Source organism: Neisseria sp., from assembly GCF_030523955.1.
GTDB lineage: Bacteria > Pseudomonadota > Gammaproteobacteria > Burkholderiales > Neisseriaceae > Neisseria.
The window spans coordinates 40203-58916 of record NZ_JAUNHL010000009.1 but is presented as its reverse complement, the minus strand read 5'-3'; the positions used below and the strand labels follow the sequence as shown (position 1 = coordinate 58916).

At 51.7% G+C, this 18714-nt stretch carries 16 protein-coding genes and 1 pseudogene; 15 read left to right on the top strand and 2 right to left on the bottom strand.

Going from position 1 to position 18714, the window contains the following annotated elements; all coding sequences use genetic code 11:
- The 8 genes and pseudogenes from Q4C79_RS03210 to Q4C79_RS03175 all read left to right on the top strand — a co-directional run.
- The coding region (locus Q4C79_RS03210; protein WP_303089592.1) for a TRCF domain-containing protein at window positions 1-1608 on the top strand (1608 nt) is incomplete at its 5' end.
- 181 nt (window positions 1609-1789) lie between these two features.
- Window positions 1790-2338 carry a carboxymuconolactone decarboxylase family protein gene (locus Q4C79_RS03205; protein ID WP_303089591.1) on the top strand — a complete coding sequence of 183 codons (549 nt, stop codon included), beginning with the start codon at window positions 1790-1792 and terminating at the stop codon, window positions 2336-2338.
- Between the two features lie 369 nt (window positions 2339-2707).
- Window positions 2708-3880 (top strand): acyl-CoA dehydrogenase family protein, encoded by a 1173-nt coding sequence (locus Q4C79_RS03200; protein WP_303089590.1) that lies wholly within the window; start codon window positions 2708-2710, stop codon window positions 3878-3880.
- A gap of 40 nt (window positions 3881-3920) precedes the next feature.
- Window positions 3921-4106 (top strand): annotated as a pseudogene (locus tag Q4C79_RS03195) (rubredoxin); the annotation flags it as partial.
- Window positions 4107-4175: 69 nt separating this feature from the next.
- A complete protein-coding gene (locus Q4C79_RS03190; protein WP_303089593.1) occupies window positions 4176-5267 on the top strand; it encodes an FAD-dependent oxidoreductase in 1092 nt (363 codons plus the stop codon).
- 24 nt (window positions 5268-5291) lie between these two features.
- A complete protein-coding gene (locus tag Q4C79_RS03185; RefSeq protein WP_303089589.1) occupies window positions 5292-6683 on the top strand; it encodes a CmpA/NrtA family ABC transporter substrate-binding protein in 1392 nt (463 codons plus the stop codon).
- 16 nt (window positions 6684-6699) lie between these two features.
- The gene (ntrB, locus tag Q4C79_RS03180) at window positions 6700-7575 is read left to right on the top strand and encodes a nitrate ABC transporter permease (RefSeq protein ID WP_303089588.1); all 876 of its coding nucleotides are present in this window, start codon (window positions 6700-6702) and stop codon (window positions 7573-7575) included.
- A complete protein-coding gene (locus tag Q4C79_RS03175) occupies window positions 7565-8419 on the top strand; it encodes an ABC transporter ATP-binding protein (RefSeq protein WP_303089587.1) in 855 nt (284 codons plus the stop codon). The genes ntrB and Q4C79_RS03175 overlap by 11 nt, the downstream gene beginning before the upstream one ends.
- A 137-nt stretch (window positions 8420-8556) precedes the next feature.
- On the opposite strand, the gene Q4C79_RS03170 is transcribed toward Q4C79_RS03175, so the two are convergent.
- Window positions 8557-9540 (bottom strand): MDR family oxidoreductase, encoded by a 984-nt coding sequence (locus Q4C79_RS03170; protein ID WP_303089586.1) that lies wholly within the window; start codon window positions 9538-9540, stop codon window positions 8557-8559.
- Window positions 9541-9890: 350 nt separating this feature from the next.
- On the opposite strand from Q4C79_RS03170, the gene Q4C79_RS03165 reads away from it, so the two are divergent.
- The 7 genes from Q4C79_RS03165 to Q4C79_RS03135 all read left to right on the top strand — a co-directional run bounded on the left by Q4C79_RS03165 (window position 9891) and on the right by Q4C79_RS03135 (window position 17080).
- Entirely contained in the window at window positions 9891-11240 is a 1350-nt protein-coding gene (locus Q4C79_RS03165) for a cytochrome ubiquinol oxidase subunit I (RefSeq protein ID WP_303089585.1), read from the top strand.
- A complete protein-coding gene (locus Q4C79_RS03160; RefSeq protein WP_303089584.1) occupies window positions 11240-12235 on the top strand; it encodes a cytochrome d ubiquinol oxidase subunit II in 996 nt (331 codons plus the stop codon). Before Q4C79_RS03165 ends, Q4C79_RS03160 begins: the two co-directional genes overlap by 1 nt.
- 264 nt (window positions 12236-12499) lie before the next feature.
- Entirely contained in the window at window positions 12500-13222 is a 723-nt protein-coding gene (tadA, locus tag Q4C79_RS03155; RefSeq protein WP_303089583.1) for a tRNA adenosine(34) deaminase TadA, read from the top strand.
- A gap of 1 nt (window position 13223) precedes the next feature.
- Window positions 13224-13748 (top strand): peptide-methionine (S)-S-oxide reductase MsrA, encoded by a 525-nt coding sequence (gene msrA / locus Q4C79_RS03150; protein ID WP_303089582.1) that lies wholly within the window; start codon window positions 13224-13226, stop codon window positions 13746-13748.
- Window positions 13749-13902: 154 nt separating this feature from the next.
- A complete protein-coding gene (locus Q4C79_RS03145; RefSeq protein WP_303089581.1) occupies window positions 13903-14793 on the top strand; it encodes an NAD(+) kinase in 891 nt (296 codons plus the stop codon).
- A 106-nt stretch (window positions 14794-14899) separates the two neighbouring features.
- Window positions 14900-16561 (top strand): DNA repair protein RecN, encoded by a 1662-nt coding sequence (gene recN, locus Q4C79_RS03140; protein WP_303089580.1) that lies wholly within the window; start codon window positions 14900-14902, stop codon window positions 16559-16561.
- 48 nt (window positions 16562-16609) lie between these two features.
- Window positions 16610-17080: a histidine phosphatase family protein gene (locus Q4C79_RS03135; RefSeq protein WP_303089579.1), complete on the top strand. Its 471-nt coding sequence runs from the start codon at window positions 16610-16612 to the stop codon at window positions 17078-17080.
- Between the two features lie 111 nt (window positions 17081-17191).
- On the opposite strand, the gene Q4C79_RS03130 is transcribed toward Q4C79_RS03135, so the two are convergent.
- Window positions 17192-18439 carry a D-alanyl-D-alanine carboxypeptidase family protein gene (locus Q4C79_RS03130; RefSeq protein ID WP_303089578.1) on the bottom strand — a complete coding sequence of 416 codons (1248 nt, stop codon included), beginning with the start codon at window positions 18437-18439 and terminating at the stop codon, window positions 17192-17194.
- Window positions 18440-18714: the final 275 nt, after the last annotated feature.

Genomic DNA, 18714 nt, shown 5'->3' with positions numbered 1-18714 from the left:
GCCATCGGCGCGGTGCTGAAAGACCTCACCCAAGGCAAGCCGATGGACAGATTGGTTTGCGGCGACGTCGGCTTCGGCAAAACCGAAGTCGCCCTGCGCGCCGCGTTTGTGGCGGTGATGGGCGGCAAACAGGTGGCCGTGCTCGCCCCCACCACCCTGCTGGTGGAACAGCACGCGCAGAATTTTGCCGACCGCTTCGCCGATTTTCCCGTGAAAGTGGCCAGCCTGTCGCGCTTCAACAGCGGCAAAACCACCACCGCCACCCTCAAAGGCATGGCCGAGGGCACGGTGGATATTGTGATCGGCACCCACAAACTGGTGCAGGACGACATTCAATTCAAAAACTTGGGCTTGGTGATTATCGACGAAGAACACCGCTTCGGCGTGCGCCAGAAAGAGCAGCTCAAACGCCTGCGCGCCAATGTTGACATCCTCACCCTCACCGCCACGCCGATTCCGCGCACGCTCAGCATGGCGCTGGAAGGGTTGCGCGATTTCTCGCTGATTACCACCGCCCCCAGCCGCCGTTTGGCGGTGAAAACCTTCGTCAAACCCTTCAGCGAAGGCAGCGTGCGCGAAGCCGTGCTGCGCGAACTCAAGCGCGGCGGGCAAGTGTTTTTCCTGCACAACGAAGTGGAAACCATCGAAAATATGCGCGAACGGCTGGAAACACTGCTGCCCGAAGCGCGCATCGGCGTCGCCCACGGCCAATTGCGCGAGCGCGAGCTGGAGCAGGTGATGCGCGACTTTCTGCAACAGCGTTTCAACGTGTTGCTGTGTTCCACCATCATCGAAACCGGCATCGACATCCCCAACGCCAACACCATCATCATCAACCGCGCCGACAAATTCGGCCTCGCGCAACTGCACCAATTGCGCGGGCGCGTCGGCCGCAGCCACCACCAAGCCTACGCCTACCTGCTCACCCCCGAATACATCACTAAAGACGCCGAAAAACGGCTCGATGCGATTGCGGCGGCAGACGAACTCGGCGCCGGCTTCACGCTGGCGATGCAGGATTTGGAAATCCGCGGCGCCGGCGAAATTCTCGGCGAAGGCCAGAGCGGCGAAATGATGCAGGTCGGCTTCACGCTCTACACCGAAATGCTCAAACAGGCCGTGCGCGACCTCAAAAAAGGCCGTCAGCCCGATTTGGACGCGCCTTTGGGCGTAACCACCGAAATCAAACTGCACAGCCCTGCACTCCTGCCCGAAAGCTACTGCCCCGACATTCACGAACGCTTGGTTTTATATAAACGTTTGGCCACCTGCGAAACCGAAGCGCAAATCAACGCCGTGCACGAAGAGCTGGTCGACCGCTTCGGCCTGCCCGAGCAACCGGTGAAAACCCTGATCGAAAGCCACCGCATCCGCCTAAGCGCCAAAGCAATGGGCATAGACGCGATTGATGCGACCAGCGAAGCCGTTACCCTCACCTTCGGCAAACACCACAACCTCGACCCCGCCGACATCATCATGCTGATGCAGAGCAACAAAAACTGGCGCATGGCCGGCGCCGACAAACTGCGCGTGGGCGCAGTGTCGGACGATGTGGAAACGCGGATTCACACCGTGAAAACAGTGTTGAAACAACTGGCGGGGAAATAAAAAGGCAATGCCTGTCTGAAAAGTTTTCAGACAGGCATTCAAGGTATCCGTATTTGACGGTTATCAAACTCGGGCTTAGCTATATATATTCACCACATTTCGGCCACTCTTGTAAAAGATACCGCTTCACCCTATACTTTAGCGCACTCTTATTCTTCTTCAATTTAAGGACAAAATTATTATGGCACGTTTAACCGTACACTCTATTGAATCTGCTCCGGAACAAGCCAAAGAACGCATGGAAACGGTTCAAAAAAACAATGGCTTCATTCCCAACTTAATCGGTGTATTGGCTAATTCGCCCCAAGCCTTGGCGATGTATCAAGAAGTCGGCAAACTCAACGGCAGCAACAGCCTGACTGCAGAAGAAATCGAAGTGGTTCAAATTACCGCCGCTGCCCACAACGGCTGTGATTTCTGTGTTGCCGGCCATACCAAGCTCGGCAAACTGAAGCTGCATATGCCGGACAACGTGCTCAACGCATTACGCAGCCGCACCCGTATCGAAGAAAATGAAAAATATCAGGCATTGGCCCAATTCACCATGCAATTAATCGATCAGCGCGGAAAAGTATCTGATCAAGAACTGCAAGCTGTCAAAGCCGCAGGTTACAACGATCAAAATGTATTAGATATAGTAATGGGCGTAGCATTGGCCACCTTATGTAATTATGCCAACAATGTCGCTCAAAACGATATCAACCCTGAATTACAAGCTTACGCACCTTAATTGGTCCGTATCCGTTATTCAACCAACCCCGTAACCTGAGTGTTTGGGGTTGGATTTTTATCGGTATCTTTACCCTTTTACGCTATCGCTTATTCCCGTTAGCCATAAATATATAGCGGCCCCAATTACTTCGATACAAGGCGACAGTACACACGTACGAAACCGATTCTGTTGCCGCTTTAGCGGCTTACAAAATCGTTCTTTTTGAGTTAAAGACGCAGCGGAACCTTCGCGAAAATTAAGTTAATCCGCTATTCCGCTATAGAGTGGGTTAATTCAAACTTACTTGAAGGCTCCGATCCACTATAAAAGCCCTGCTTTGCTATCCAAAATTCATTGAACACACTCTTACATGTTCATAGGATGATTATGAATCAATTCAGCACCTACTATCACGATACCCCGGCGCCGAACCAGCCGCTTCCTACCATTACACAATGGTGCAACCAGCCGGATTTTTTCGACAATATCAGTAAAGCTGCCCACACCTTACTTGACCCGATTGCAATTGATAAAGGTTACTACCCGATCAAAGAAATGAGTGAGCTGGCTAGGTTGGGCGCATTTTCTACTCATCTCAACAGCCAAGGAAACCGTTTGGGCGATGCCATTTTGTCTACTGCCAAAATCGGCGAAGTATGCGGTACGACCGGATTTCTATCATGGTGTCATCAAGTATGTGCTTTATATCTCGACCAATCCGATAATACCGAACTGGCCAACCGCATTTTACCCGGCCATATGCTCGGACACAGCTTCGGCGGTACCGCCTTGTCCAACCCAATGAAAACTTTTGCCAATATCGAATCAATGATTCTACGCGCAAACAAAGTAGACGGCGGTTATACCGTATCGGGCACTTTGCCGTGGATCAGCCATATCGCACCCGATCAATACTGCGGTGCGATTGCCAGCGTAGAGGCAGACAGGGCTGTTGAAAAAAATATTTTCTTTTTATTGTCGTTTGACGAAGAACGTAAAGGCCAATGGAAGCTCAATCCCTGCCCAACGTTTAGCGGAATGGAAGGTTCCAGCACTTGGCAAATCGAACTTAACGATTATTTTGTTCCTCACAACACCCTTATCGCCGACCCGGCCGCGCCTTTTATCCAAAGGATTCGGGGCGCGTTCGTATTAATGCAATTGGGCATTGGTGCCGGCATTATTCAAGGTGCGATTAACGACATCATAGCAGTAGAAAACCAGCTGGGGCATGTTAACCAATTCTTAGAAGACCAAGCAGGCGGCCTGCAAGAAGCATTGGATGACTTGGTTGCCCAAACATTAAGCCTGGCGCAAACACCTTTTGAAACACACAAAGACTTTTTCTTGGATGTGTTGGATGTGCGCATCCAAGGCGCAACACTGTCGCTGAATGCCACCCAAGCATCTTTATTACATCAGGGCGCAAGAGGCTACCTGATGAGTGCTGCGCCGCAACGCCGCATCCGTGAAGCACATTTTGTAGCGATTGTTACGCCGGCGATTAAGCACTTGCGCTACTTGTCGCACCAATTACTGTCCGACGTATCGCCACGATAAAGGAGCGGTGATGAGCAATCCCTTATTAACTTCCGTCAATATGGATGCAGACTGCAATCCCACCGATGGCCGCGGTGATTGGAAACGCTTTTTATGCCGTGCTTGCGGTTGGATTTATGACGAACAACTGGGTGATCCGGATGGCGGTTTACCTGCCGGTACCCGCTTTGAAGACATCCCCGATGATTGGGAATGCCCATTGTGCGGCGTAACCAAGCGCGATTTCGAACCTTACGTCTGCCGTAATGAACTGGTTGTCAAACCGATTTTCAACCCTTGCGCCGATAATGACGGCGTGGTGGTCATCGGCGGGGGCACGGCCGGCTGGACGGTAATCGAAGCCTTGCGCACTTTAGACAAACAATTACCCGTTACGCTGATTACTGCCGACAGTGGCAACCGGTATATGAAACCGCAACTATCGGTGGCCATCAGCCAAAACAAGACACCCGACCAACTTATTTCCCAATCAGCGGTATCATCGGCGCAACAACTGCATATCGGGCTGATCGCCCACACTTTCGTAACACGCATCGACACCAACAAACGGCAAGTACGCACTACCCGTGGCGATTTCGGTTATCGTCATTTGATTTTGGCGCTGGGCGCGGCACCGGCTCTGCCGGCATCCTTGCCGCCTGATTGTGTCTGGCGGATCAATCATGTCGATATGTTTGCCGATTTACAAGCCAAATTAGCCGCACGAGCGAACCAACACATTGCCATCGTCGGAGCAGGCATGATTGGCGTAGAGCTGGCCGAAGACATCGCCAAAGCGGGCCATCACGTTACCTTAATCAACCGCGAAGCACTGCCTTTGGCAGAAATTTTGCCCGACATCGCCGGAGAACGGCTGAAACAGGCTCTGGAGCATACAGGTATCCGCTATCTCGGTAATACACACCTGCAAAAAGTCTCCGCACTAAGCAACGGCCAATACCGTATCCAACTTAATGACGAATGTTTTATAGCCGACGAAATTGTCGCCAGTACCGGCTTAACCCTCAACGAGCGTTTACCTAAACGTGCCGGGCTGGATTACTCCCAACAAGGCATTGCCGTAGACGAGCGTACCTTACAAACTTCCCATCCCGATGTATTTGCATTGGGCGACTGTATTGCCATCGGCGGGCAAGCCTGCCGCTTTGTCGCACCGTTGCGCGAGCAAGCCGAAGCCATCGCCCACCGCATCGTCGGACTGGAGCATAAGGGCTATATTCACAGTCCGCCGCTTATCCGTCTGAAAACTAAATCGATTAACGTTTCCGTAACCGGTAAGGTCGATAAAGCACAACCGTGGCAAGTATGCGAAGACAGTGCCCAACGCTTGTTGTTGATTCAAAAACAGCAAGGCAAAACTACGGCCAAAATCGAACTAAAACATTAACCCAACGAATAAAACCTATCAATTATGCCCAATATTTTCCGCCCTTTTGAAGATAAGCAGTTGAATTTAGGCTGCAGCTGCGGCAAACACCGCAGCCAACATGAATGCAATCAGAGCGTGCAGCTGGATGAACGTTTCACCGGTGTACAAGACAATAGTCGTGTTGAGCATACGGCCACCGATATGATTGAGGCTGCGGCTGTAAAAGCACTTTTTCCACACGATCCCACCCGCCGTGCCTTTTTAAGAGCAGTTGGTAAAAGTACTGCCGTGGCTGCCATCACCAGTGTATTACCGCTAGCCATGTTGCAAGAAGCATCTGCCATTACCCTGCTGAAACCCGAAAAAAAGAGTGTCGATATTGGTTTTTTACCGATTTTATGCTCTACGCCGCTGATTATGGCCGACCCTTTGGGCTATTATGAAGAACAAGGTATTAAAGCCAACCTGCACAAGCGTGCCGGTTGGGCATTGGTGCGCGACCAAATGATGAATCGCGAGCTGGATGCTACCCATTTCTTAGCCCCCATGCCGCTTGCCATCAACTTAGGCCTGGGATCTGCCAAGCAAGATATGAAAGTCGCCGCCATTCAAAACACCAACGGCCAAGCCTTGGTTATGGCACTCAAACATCAAGACAACCGAGATCCCAAAAATTGGAAAGGCATGACTTTTGCCATTCCGTTTGAACACTCCATTCACAATTACCTGCTGCGTTATTTCTTAGCAGAGCATGGCATTGATCCCGATAAAGACGTCAAACTGCGTTTGACCACGCCCCCGGATATGATTGCCAATCTGAAAGCCGGCAATATCGATGGTTTTTTCGGCCCTGAACCGTTTAACCAACGGGCCGTTTGGGATAAAGCAGGTTATATTCACACCCTCTCCCGCGATATTTGGAATGGGCATCCATGCTGTTCATTTGGCACCTCGCAAGCGTTTATCAACGAATATCCGCAAACTTTTTTAGCCATGTACCGCGCCATTATCAAAGCCAACGTTATGGCTAACGATCCCAATATCCGTAAAGATTTATCCAAACTGCTCGCACCGGCCAACTATCTCAACCAGCCCGAGCTGGTGTTGCGCCAATCCATTATGGGGCGGTTTGCGGACGGTGCGGGCAATATCCAAGACTTTCCCGACCGCATGGGCTTTGACGTGATGCCGTGGCATTCGGTAGCCGTATGGATGCTGACACAAATGAAACGCTGGGGCTATCTTAAAGGCAATGTCAATTATCAAGACATCGCCAATCAAGTATTTATGTTAACCGATGCCAAAAAGCAGATGCGCGAAATGGGCTACCGCTTCAACGAAAAAGAACCGGGTATTACTGTGATGGGCAAATCATTCGATGCCCAACGCCCCGATGCGTACCTCAATTCATTTGCCATTGGTAAAAAGGCTTAAGGCTTAGGAAAATATAATGAAATTAACCACTAAAACCAAAGGCTATCTACTCTCTTTGCTGATTGTGCTGGCGACTTTGGGCATATGGCAAGCTGCCACCTTACCCAAACAAATCCATGCACCGACCGATCCGGTCAAACTGGAATACAGCATCCTCATGGGAGATATTCCCGAATTCACCCAACCCGGCGCAGTTGTATCCAGCCAAAAAAGCGAATTCCCTTCACCGACCGATTTCGCTCAAACCGCCATCAAGCATTTATCCAATCCGTTTTATGATAACGGCTTAAATGATAAAGGTATCGGCATCCAGCTGGGCTATTCTATCGGTCGGGTGTTATTAGGATTTGCACTGGCGATGCTGGTGGCCATTCCGTTGGGTTATCTGATCGGTATGTCGCCGGTACTGGGCAATGCCGCCATGCCGTTTGTACAGATTCTGAAGCCGATTTCACCGTTAGCATGGATGCCTATTGCGCTCTACACCATTAAAGACTCCAATGCCTCCAGTATTTTTGTGATTTTTATTTGCTCAATTTGGCCCATGCTGACCAATACTGCTTTCGGCGTGGCATCGGTTCGGCGCGAATGGCGTAACGTTGCCAAAACACTGGAATTCTCTCCTCTGAAAACCGCCGCCAAAATCGTTATTCCGGCTGCCGCACCCACCATCGTTACCGGCATGCGCATTTCCATGGGGATTGCCTGGTTGGTGATTGTCGCCGCCGAAATGTTGGTTGGCGGAACCGGTATAGGCTATTTCGTTTGGAATCAGTGGAACAATTTATCGCTTGCCAATGTGATGTTCGCCGTTCTGTTAATTGGCTTGGTAGGCATGATTTTAGATATGCTGTTTGGCATTTTGCAAAAAAAGGTGAGCTATGTTGAATAATAACGTCACAACTTTAATTCAAGTCGACAATCTCACTAAACGCTATGGCGATGGCGAAAATGTTTTTGAGAATGTCAACTTCGATATCCGTAAAAACGAATTTATCTGCCTAATCGGCCACTCCGGCTGCGGAAAGTCCACCATTCTGAATGCTTTGGCCGGTTTGGAACAAGCCAGCTCCGGTAGCATCGTTATGCACGGAAAACCTGTCGTCAAACCGGGCTTGGAGCGCGGTGTGGTGTTCCAAAGCCATGCCCTTTTACCTTGGTTGACCGTTGGCGAAAATATCGGCTTTGCCCTTAAAGCCAAAACGCCCGCCATTGAGGCCGAAGAATTACATCAGAAAATCGATTTCTATCTCGACATGGTCGGCTTAGCCAAAGTTAAAGACAAAAAGCCCAGCCAACTATCCGGCGGAATGAAACAGCGTGTCGGCATTGCGCGTGCCTTTTCTACTCAGCCTGAACTCTTGCTGATGGATGAGCCTTTCGGTGCTTTGGATGCCCTGACCCGGGGCGTGATTCAAGACGAATTGGTCAATATTGTCGAAGAAACCCATCAAACCGTGTTTATGATTACCCACGATATAGATGAAGCGATTTTGCTGGCCGACCGTATCTTTCTCATGAGCAACGGCCCGCACGCTTTTTTAGCGGAAATTTTGGAAAATACCATTCCAAAGCCCCGTCACCGTGACAATATCCACCACCATCACCAGTATTATAAAATCCGCAACCATCTACTGGATTTTCTGGTCCACCGCAGCAAAGCATTGCAACAAAGCAGCGAACGCCCGTCTCAACCAACTATTGTTAATTTTAATCACGATGCATGGAGTATCTAACTTTTGCGAATGCCGGTAATTAGTTCAATAGGCTATAACACAGGATGAAAAAATGCCTGTCTGAAAACTTTTAGCTTCGCCCAAATACGCAAACCGGTTTTCAGACAGGCTATATATTACTTACGCAAGCCGCTTGTTCAGATTTTCACCACCACACGGCCGCGGATTTTACCTGCCAATAAGGCTTCTGCCGCCGCAGGTACCTCTTCCAGCAAAATCTCTTCGCTAATCTCAGACAACAACGGCGAGCCTTGGAAAATTTCGCCCAATTGCTGCCAAGCAAAAATACGGTCTTCGATCGGGCGCATCACACTATCGATACCGGCCAATGTCACACCGCGCAGAATAAAGGGAGCAACCGTACCTTCAAAGTCCATTCCCTGTGCCAAGCCGCACGCTGCCACAATGCCGCCGTAACGGGTAGCGGCACAAATATTGGCCAAGGTATGACTGCCCAAACTGTCTACCGCCCCTGCCCAGCGCTCTTTCAATAAAGGTTTACCTTTTATACTGTATTCACTGCCCTCCATGATTGCTTTGGCACCCAAGGTATCGATTAAATAAGCACCCTCGTTAACGCGGCGGGTTAATGCGGTTACCTCGTAGCCCATTTGAGCCAAAATGGCGATGGCAAAGCTACCGACCCCGCCGTTGGCGCCGCTGACCACAATGTCACCCTCCCCGGCTCTTACACCGTGCGCTACGATGCGCTGTACCGACAACATTGCGGTGTAACCGGCCGTACCCAACGCCATACAGTCGTATAAGCTTAATCCTTCTGGTTTGTGCAGCAGCCACGCAGCCGGCACCCGTGCCATTTCGGCCAAACCGCCCCAATGGCGTTCGCCGACACCCCAGCCGTTGAGTATCACTTCATCACCCGGTTTGAAGCGCTCGCTTTCGCTGGCTATGACCTCACCGGCAAAATCAATACCGGGAATCATGGGAAAATCACGGATAATTAGGCCTTTATTAGTGATTGCCAACGCATCTTTATAATTGAGCGTGGAATAACGTACCCTTACGGTAACCTCGCCCGCAGGTAAATCCATTTCACTCAATTCATTACAAATCTCAACACGATAATCAGGGTTTTTATCAATTTTGATGCCTTTAAACATAAATTCTCCTTGGTTGGATTGGGCGCCACACCACACACTAGCGGTTTCACCTATCGGGCAACCCGTACTCGCTACTTCCGTTGCTATTTGCCATCAGAATCCCCGTTTAAATCCGGCAGTATTTTCAATACTATACGTTTTTTTCTATCACATTAATAGGTACAACATTTATCAAAAACAGATTTTAAGTCTATAATCCCTTAAAAATCAAAGCCTATAAAGGCATTCTTTGTACATTACCCTCTCCCCGGCAACGCTTTGTTCACTTGACAACATTTTGCAATCTCTGTTTAATAATTAATACAAATATTATTTTGTATTAATTCAAAAAATAAAAGGTTTATTTTGTTATGGATGCATTAATCCTGAGCCGGTTACAATTCGCGCTCAATGTTAGTTTCCACATCCTCTTTCCGGTAATCAATATCGCGCTGGCTTGGTTTGTGGTGTATTTCCGTTATAAAGCAGGCAATAGCGGTGATGCGGGCTGGTTGGCCGCTTACCGTTTTTGGACAAAAGTTTTTGCCGTTACCTTTGCCATCGGCGTGGTCTCCGGCGTAACCATGAGTTTCCAGTTCGGTACCAACTGGCCGGGTTTTATGGAAAAGGCGGGTAACATCGCCGGCCCCTTGCTTGGTTATGAAGTGTTGACTGCGTTCTTTTTGGAAGCGGGCTTTCTCGGCATCATGCTGTTCGGGCGCGAAAGGGTAAGCCAAAAAGTGCATATGACCGCCTCCGTAATCGTGGCCATCGGCACCTCGATTTCGGCTTTTTGGATTTTGGCGCTGGATTCGTGGATGCAGACACCCCAAGGCCATTGGATAGATGCCCAAGGCGTGATTCATGTGAAAAACTGGCTGGAAGTGATTTTCAACCCCTCGTTCCCTTACCGTTTAACTCACAAACTCTTGGCTTCCGCACTAACTGCTTCATTCCTGCTGATTGGTCTGTCGGCTTGGCAGATCCTGAAAAAATCAGGTAACAGTGCCACGCCAAAGGTGTTGAAAACCGGCCTTACTGTTGCCGCTATCAGCATTGTGCTGCAAGTATTCGCCGGCGATGCGCACGGTTTGAACACGCATAAATACCAACCGGCCAAACTGGCCGCCATCGAAGCGGTGTGGCATACCGAAAAACCGGTTCCGCTTACCTTAATCGGCTGGCCGAACGAAGAAACCCAAGAAACCGACTATGCGGTAAAAGTACCTTATCTGGGCTCGCTGATTCTCACCCACACCATGGACGGCGAAATCAAAGGCTTGAGCGAGTTTGCCGACAAACCGCCGGTTGCACCGGTGTTTTTCGCCTTCCGTGTGATGGTGGGCGTGGGCGTGTTGATGCTCTTGGTAAGCTGGTACGGCTGGTACCGTTTCCGCAAAACCCGCTGGCAACCGCAACATCTGCCCAAATGGTTGCTCTATACTTTTGCCGGTATGACTTTTTCCGGCTGGGTAGCCACGCTTGCCGGTTGGTATGTGACCGAAATCGGCCGCCAACCGTTTTTGGTATACGGCGTGCTGCGCACAGAAGATGCGGTTACCAAAATCGTACCTTCCGACAGCATCGGCCTGACATTGGTAATGTATCTGGTGTTATACACCGCTATGCTGATTTCTTACATTATGGTTTTAAAATACATGGCCGAACACCCCGAACATGAGGTACATCAAACAGGCCGTCTGAAAGCGGAGGATCAATAATGGATTGGAGTTACTGGCTGCCCCTCGTATTCTTGGGCTTACTCGGTTTTTCGATGACCGTGTATGTGGTACTCGACGGCTTCGATTTAGGTGTGGGCATGCTGATGCCGCGTGCCAAAGCGGAGGAACAAAACGTAATGGTCGGCTCGATCGGACCATTTTGGGATGCCAACGAAACCTGGCTGGTTCTGGGCGTAGGCGTATTGTTTATCGTATTTCCCAAAGCGCATAACCTCATTTTAGGCAATCTCTACCTGCCCGTTACCTTTATGCTGTTTTCCGTGATTGTGCGCGGCGCGGCATTCGACTTCCGCGTAAAAGCCGACGACAACCACAAAAGCTTGTGGAACATCGCCTTTATGCTAGGCTCGGCCGGCATGGCGCTCACGCAGGGCTGGATGCTTGGCCGTTACGTAACCGCTTTCGGCACCCGTCCTTTGGATTATCTGTTTTCAATCGGCATCATGGCCACCGTACCGGCGGTTTACGTATCATTGGCCGCCTGCTGGCTGCTTGCCAAAACCGAAGGCGAGTTGCAGAAAAAAGCCCGGCAATGGGCCAATGAGTCTTGGTGGTTGCTGGTAGGCTGCCTCTTGCTGATTTCACTGGCTACGCCGTTTGTCAGCAGCAGCATCTTCCAGCGTTGGTTTACTTTTCCCAATCTTTTGCTTCTCATGCCGATTCCGCTACTGGCCGCGTTTTGCCTGATTCGCGCGAAGATATTGCTGCGCCGCGAAGACATTTGGCAGGAGCGTATTTGGCAGCCGTTTGCCCTGCTGATAGCCTCATTGGTATTGTGTGCACTGGGCTTGGGCATCAGTATCTTCCCCTACGCCGTTATCGGCCAGCTCACCGTATGGGAAGCGGCCGCCAGCGTGCCGACTCTGGCCGTTACCTTAATCGGCGTAAGCATCACTGTTCCCTGTATTATTGCTTACAGTATCTTTGCCTATTGGGCGTTCCGCGGCAAAGCCACCGAACTTACCTACGGTTAAGCTAACTTCTGTTTAACAATAATGCCTGTCTGAAAACTTTTCAGACAGGCATTTTTTGTTTATTCCGATTAAGCATAGTTGAACACTTAACCAAGGCTGTTCTAAATATGTGGTGTGTAGTTCTTATCAGATTGACTAGGTGGTTAACACAACGCGACGGCTGATTCAGCTTCACGCAACACGTTAAACGGTCGTTACGCCCCTTGCCAGTCTTTTCAGATTACTTTATATATAAACCTTTCTTTATGTTTCCCCGCACTATTCATGCCGCTCACCAGCCCGCCCTTCGCCCCCGGCACCCTGCGCGCCCTGCAAGCGCTTGCCGTCAGAAGCCATGAGGATTTACGCCGTATCGGTGCAGTCAAAACCTTTTTGTTGTTGAAAGCCGGCGGCCTTACCGCCACCCGCAGCATTTTGTGGCAACTCGCCGCCGCCTGCCGCGGCATCCTGCCTGCCGAACTAAACGAAGCGGACAAACAAGCGCTATTGGCCGAAATGGCCGCCCATCCGCCGGTAGATATATTTCCGCCCGAGCAAGAAATGGCCGGTTTTATGCGCCAAGCGTTGATACAAGCGGAATTGGCGGCGGCGGCAAACGAAGTACCGGTCGGCGCCGTCGTCGTGAAAGAGGGCAGGATCATCGCCGCCGCACACAATCTTTGCGCCTCGTCGCACAACATTAGCCAGCACGCCGAAATCCGTGCGCTGGCACAAGCCGGCGCCGCTTTGCAAAACTACCGCTTAGACGGTTGCGATATTTACATCACACTGGAACCCTGCATCATGTGCAGCGGCGCCCTATTGCAAGCACGGCTGCGGCGGGTAATATTCGGTGCCGCCGAGCCGAAAACCGGTGCCGCCGGCAGCATTGCCGATGTGTTTTCAGACAGGCATTTGAACGCGCATACTGCCGTATTGGGCGGTGTATTGGCCGAAGAATGCCGCACCTTGTTGCAACAATTTTTCCAACACCGCAGAGGAAAATAATATGGAAACCGCTATTTTTGCCGGCGGCTGTTTTTGGTGTATCGAAGCCGTTTTCAACCGCATTCAAGGCGTCGAGCAAGCCCTGTCGGGCTACATCAACGGCCATACCGAAAACCCGAGCTATCAAGCCGTTTGCCAAGGTGATACCGGCCATGCCGAAGCCGTACAAATCACCTTCGACCCCACAATCGTCAGCTATCGCACACTCTTGGAGATTCTGTTTTCCATCCACGATCCCACCCAACTCAACCGCCAAGGCCATGATGTGGGCACTCAATACCGCAGCGGCATTTACTACCTCAACCCCAAGCAAAAAGCCGAAGCCGAAGCGTTTGTGCAAGAAGCCGCCGGCCATTTCGATGCACCGGTTGTTACCGAAATCCGCCCGGCCGCCCGCTTCTGGCCGGCTGAAGACTATCACCAAGGCTATTTCCTGCAAAATCCCGGCGCCGGTTATTGCCAAGCGGTTGTCGGGCCCAAGTTTTTCAAAGCCCGCGAGCGTTACGCCCGCTTGTGGAAAGATTAAAACCGTCCGCTCCGAATCTTCTCCATCAATGCCTGTCTGAAACCTTAATGCCACAATCGGCCGCCCCTCTTAAAGTTTTCAGACAGGCATTAGCCCGCAGCAGGCAGATAACTGTATATAATCGCAAGCAACCACATACACGTCTTCATTCGTCATGAAAAGCCAATTCCAACATATCGGTATCGTTACCCGCCCGCAAACGCCGAGCGTCGAACCCTGTTTGCATGCTTTAATTCAATTTCTGCTGGAAGAAAACATCAACGTCTACATCGATGCCGACAGCGTGGCCGATGATGTGGTGCGCCCCGAAGACCTCGAACGCTGCATCGTCACCACCAAAGACATGCTCGGCAAACAATGCGATCTGGTTATCGTACTGGGCGGCGACGGTACATTCCTTTCGGTTGCCCGCAAAGTCGCGCCTTACCGGGTGCCCCTAATCGGAGTCAACCAAGGCCATCTCGGCTTTCTTACCCAAGTCTCGCACGAGACCATGCTCGAACAGCTGCGCGGCATGTTTACCGGAAAATACAGCTCCGAAGAACGCATCCTGCTGGAAGCCGACCTCATCCGTGACGGCGAAGCCATCCACCGCGCCCTCGCATTGAACGATGCGGTGATTTCACGCGGCGGCGCCGGCCAGATGATCGAATTCGAAGTATTCATCAACAAAGAATTCGTCTACACCCAACGCTCCGACGGCCTGATTGTTTCCACCCCCACCGGTTCCACCGCCTACGCCTTGGCCGCCGGCGGCCCGATTCTGCAAGCCAGCCTGCGCGCACTCACTCTGGTGCCGATTTGCCCGCAATCGATGACTAACCGACCGATTGCCATTCCCGATACTTGTGAAATCGATATTCTGATTACCAAAGCCGGCGACGCACGCGTACATTTCGACGGCCAATCCTATCTCGACATCAAAAGCATGGACAAAGTCCGCATCCGTCGCTACCGCTACAGCCTGCGCATTCTTCACCCCAGCGATTACAATTACTACACCATCCTGCGCCAAAAACTGCATTGGGGCGAGCAATTGATTTAAAAAGCACCAAACCTAGCACTCAGGCGGAAAGCAAAATGTTTTCCGCCTGTTTTTCTGGTCATTTGAAGCTATAATAAAGCCTCTTTTTAACCCTTTGGACAACCGAATGCTCTTGGCGCTTTCCCTCCGCGATTTCGTTATTGTCGATAAACTCAATCTGGATTTCGACAACGGCTTTACCGTACTTACCGGCGAAACCGGTGCCGGCAAATCCATCACCCTCGACGCCCTCGGCCTGCTGCTTGGCGACAAAGCCGACTTCAGCCAGATCCGCCACGGCGCGCCCGAAGCGCAGCTCTCAGCGCTGTTCGATTTAAGCGATCTGCCCCAATTGCAAGCCCAATTGCGCGAACAAGGCTTGCTGAAAGCAGACGAAAACGAGCTGGCCATCCGCCGTATCATCGATGCCAAAGGCAAGAGCCGTAATTTTATCAACAACCAAGCCGCTACCCTGTCGCAACTCAAACACATCGGCGAACAGCTTATCGATATCCACGGACAAAACGCCCATCATTCGCTCAATCAAGAAGCCGCCCAACGCAAACTGCTCGACGCTTTCGCCGGCGCACAACCCTTGGCCGAACAAGTACACCGCGCCTGGCAAGAATGGCAAGAAGCCGTATCGGCGCTGCATGAGGCGCAAACCCAAGCCGAGAGCCTACAAATCGAGCGCGAGCGCCTCGAATGGCAACACAACGAATTATCCCGCCTCAATCCCGCGCCGGAAGAATGGGAAAACCTCAGCCAAAGCCACGACAGCTTGGCACACGCCGCCGAAATCTTGCAGGCCGCGGAAGAAACCGCCGAATTGATAGACGGCGACAACGGCTTGCAACGACGCTTATACCAATGCCAAAAAACATTGGAACAACTCAGCAACATCCAACCGCGTTTTGCCGAAAGCTTGGAATTATTGGCCAGCATCGAAGCCGAGCTGGGCGAAATCAGCGCCAATATGCGCGACGTCGCATCCGATGTCGAAATCCGGCCGGAAGAATTGGCGGCACAGGAAGCGCGCATGGCCGAATTAATGGGCATGGCGCGCAAATACCGCATCGAGCCGGAAAGCCTGCCGGCCAAACTGGCCGAAACCGCCGCTGCTTTGCAACAGTTGGAAGCCGCCGCCGATATTGCCGCATTGGAAGAGGCCGCAGCCGAACGGCAAGCCCGTTATCAAACTGTTGCCGAACAACTTAGCGCCGAACGCGCCCACGCCGCGCAAACACTGGGTTCGGAAACCACCTTGAAGATGCAGGAATTATCGATGGCGGGGGCCGACTTCCATATTGCACTGTTACCCGGCGAGCCCGGTGCACACGGTCTCGAACACATTCAATACCAAGTGGCGGCCAACCGGGGCAATCCGCTCAGACCCTTGCACAAAGTCGCTTCCGGCGGCGAGCTCGCCCGTATCAGCCTTGCCCTGCAAGTCGTTACCAGCCAATATGCACCGGTACCCACCCTGGTTTTCGACGAAGTGGATACCGGCATCGGCGGCGGCGTCGCCGAAACCGTCGGCAAAGCCCTGCGTGCACTGGGGCAACGCCACCAAGTGTTGGCGGTTACCCACCTGCCGCAAGTAGCAGCCTGCGGCGAACACCACTGGCAAGTGAAAAAGCATTTGGCCGACGACAAAACCATCAGCGAAATCCAAGTACTCGACCAAGCAGGCCGCATCAATGAAATCGCCCGCATGCTCGGCGGCGAAACCATTACAGAAACCACCCGCAGCCATGCGGCGGAACTGCTGGCGCTGGCCTCCGCATGAGCCGGGCAGGCGCTTTCCTGATGAAACCCTCAGCACAGGAGCAAAATAATGGACATCATCTTATGGCGGCACGCCGATGCCGAATACGGCCCGCCCGATTTACAACGCCGTTTGACCGAGAAAGGCCACCGTCAGGCTGAGGCAGCCGCAAAATGGCTGAACCGCCATCTGCCGGCCGATTATCAGGTATGGGCATCCGAAGCGGCACGCAGCCAAGAGACCGCCGCCTATCTCGGGCGCAGGCTGATTATCCGCCCCGAGCTGAATCCCGAAACCGATTTTCGAGTCTTCCCTGCCTTGCTTTCGGCCATTGGCGAGCAACAAACCGTTGTCATAACCGGCCATCAACCTTGGATCGGCGCTTGGTGCGCTTACCTGCTCAACGGCAACTGGCAGGCCGGTTTGGATTGGTCGGTGAAAAAAAGCGGTTTCTGGTGGTTCCGTTATCAGCAGAGCGAGGGTTATACCCACGCGAAATTAGTGGCTGCACTTACACCCGCCATCTTGCTTGCCGATTAGATTGAATCAGAGGATTAACGAGATAATTAATCAAATGCCTGTCTGAAAGAAAATATTCAGACAGGCATTTATCAAAAAAACGAAACGCTTAACTTCCTGCGAAGCAAGTCCTCAGCCGAACCATTTACGCCACCACAAAACCAAATTGTCGCGAATACGCCCCCACAAACCGGCTTCTTCTACCGGGTTGAGTGCAGCCACTTTTACTTCGGCCAACACTTTGCCTTCGTAAGTCAACTTCACTTTGCCCAAAACCTGGCCTTTGCGAATCGGGGCAACCACCGGTTGCTCGGTCTCCAAAATCGGTTTCAGGTTTTTCCCCTCGCCGTGCGGAATGGTGAGGTAAACGGCATCCAGAAAACCGGCATTCACCGCCGTTGCCTCGCCTTTATACACTTTCACCTGGGTGACAATCTGGCCGGCACTGTAAAGTTTCGGCGTATCAAATGCCTGCAACGCCCAGTTCAACAGTTTGCTGCTTTCGGCGGCCCGCGATTCGGGGCTGTCCATGCCTACCGCCACCGCCACCACACGGCGGTCGTTACGGCGGCTGGAGGAAACCAGGTTATAGCCCGCGGTCGGAGAATGGCCGCTCATCATACCGTCCACACTCGGATCACGATAGAGCAACAGATTGCGGTTGGGCTGTTCGATACCGTTGTAAGTAAACGAACGCATCGAGAACAGCGGGTAATATTTCGGAAAATCATGGATAACAGCGCTGGCGAGCTTAGCCAAATCGCCTACCGTAGAAAGGTGGCCGTCTTCCGCACGGCCGGTGGCATTTTTAAACGTCGTATCCAGCATGCCCAAGCGCTTGGCCTGATCATTCATTTTTTTGACGAAACCGGCTTCGCTGCCCTCACCCAACGCTTCTGCCAAAGTCAGAGTCGCATCGTTGGCCGACTGTACGATCATGCCTTTGAGCAAATCGGCAACCACCACCGGTTTATCCGGCGACAAGAACATTCGCGAACCTTCGGCTTTCCAAGCGTTCTGGGAAACATTCAGCGCTTGATCCGCTTTGAGCTGGCCGTTATCCAGCGCTTGAAAAACCAGATAAGCAGTCATCAATTTAGTCAGCGCGGCAGGCTCAATCAAGGTATTGGTCTCTTTAGCACCCAACGTTTGATTACTTTGCAAATCGCGTACGATATAGGCAGTGGCAGCCAATTCGGGTACTTGCGGCATAGCAGTTTGCTCGGCTGCCTTGCTTGCCGATGCAGCAGCTGAGGCGGGTGCCGAAGCTGCTTGAGGTGTAGCGTTTTTGGCAGAAGCAGCCGCAGGTGTTTTAGGCACATCGGCAGCCATGGCGGTCATGGTAGCGGCCAGCATCAGGCCGGATAAATATTTTTTCATGGGTATTCGGTATGAAGGATAGAAGACGGAGAGAGCACCGTTGTTGGGCTGACCCGCTTAAATTTAGCTTAAATATCAGTGTTTTCTATCCGGTGAAAACCCACCGGAATCCGTATGTATGGTGATACTGCCGCTCAAAGCGCCGGCTTCGGAATATTCATCCGACTTGTTATTTGATTTTCAGGCTGCCGATTATACCGTAAACTGCTTTTTTTCTTGCATGAAAACCTTACACGGAGTATGGTTTTACCTTTTCCTTGCATCTTCTTAACAAA

Excerpts from the sequence above, each read along its gene's own strand:
- Q4C79_RS03205 (WP_303089591.1), top strand. The coding sequence starts at position 1,790 with ATGGCACGTTTAACCGTACACTCTATTGAATCTGCTCCGGAACAAGCC.
- Q4C79_RS03200 (WP_303089590.1), top strand. The coding sequence starts at position 2,708 with ATGAATCAATTCAGCACCTACTATCACGATACCCCGGCGCCGAACCAG.
- Q4C79_RS03185 (WP_303089589.1), top strand. The coding sequence starts at position 5,292 with ATGCCCAATATTTTCCGCCCTTTTGAAGATAAGCAGTTGAATTTAGGC.
- ntrB (WP_303089588.1), top strand. The coding sequence starts at position 6,700 with ATGAAATTAACCACTAAAACCAAAGGCTATCTACTCTCTTTGCTGATT.
- Q4C79_RS03175 (WP_303089587.1), top strand. The coding sequence starts at position 7,565 with ATGTTGAATAATAACGTCACAACTTTAATTCAAGTCGACAATCTCACT.
- Q4C79_RS03170 (WP_303089586.1), bottom strand. The coding sequence starts at position 9,540 with ATGTTTAAAGGCATCAAAATTGATAAAAACCCTGATTATCGTGTTGAG.
- Q4C79_RS03165 (WP_303089585.1), top strand. The coding sequence starts at position 9,891 with ATGGATGCATTAATCCTGAGCCGGTTACAATTCGCGCTCAATGTTAGT.
- Q4C79_RS03160 (WP_303089584.1), top strand. The coding sequence starts at position 11,240 with ATGGATTGGAGTTACTGGCTGCCCCTCGTATTCTTGGGCTTACTCGGT.
- tadA (WP_303089583.1), top strand. The coding sequence starts at position 12,500 with ATGCCGCTCACCAGCCCGCCCTTCGCCCCCGGCACCCTGCGCGCCCTG.
- msrA (WP_303089582.1), top strand. The coding sequence starts at position 13,224 with ATGGAAACCGCTATTTTTGCCGGCGGCTGTTTTTGGTGTATCGAAGCC.
- Q4C79_RS03145 (WP_303089581.1), top strand. The coding sequence starts at position 13,903 with ATGAAAAGCCAATTCCAACATATCGGTATCGTTACCCGCCCGCAAACG.
- recN (WP_303089580.1), top strand. The coding sequence starts at position 14,900 with ATGCTCTTGGCGCTTTCCCTCCGCGATTTCGTTATTGTCGATAAACTC.
- Q4C79_RS03135 (WP_303089579.1), top strand. The coding sequence starts at position 16,610 with ATGGACATCATCTTATGGCGGCACGCCGATGCCGAATACGGCCCGCCC.
- Q4C79_RS03130 (WP_303089578.1), bottom strand. The coding sequence starts at position 18,439 with ATGAAAAAATATTTATCCGGCCTGATGCTGGCCGCTACCATGACCGCC.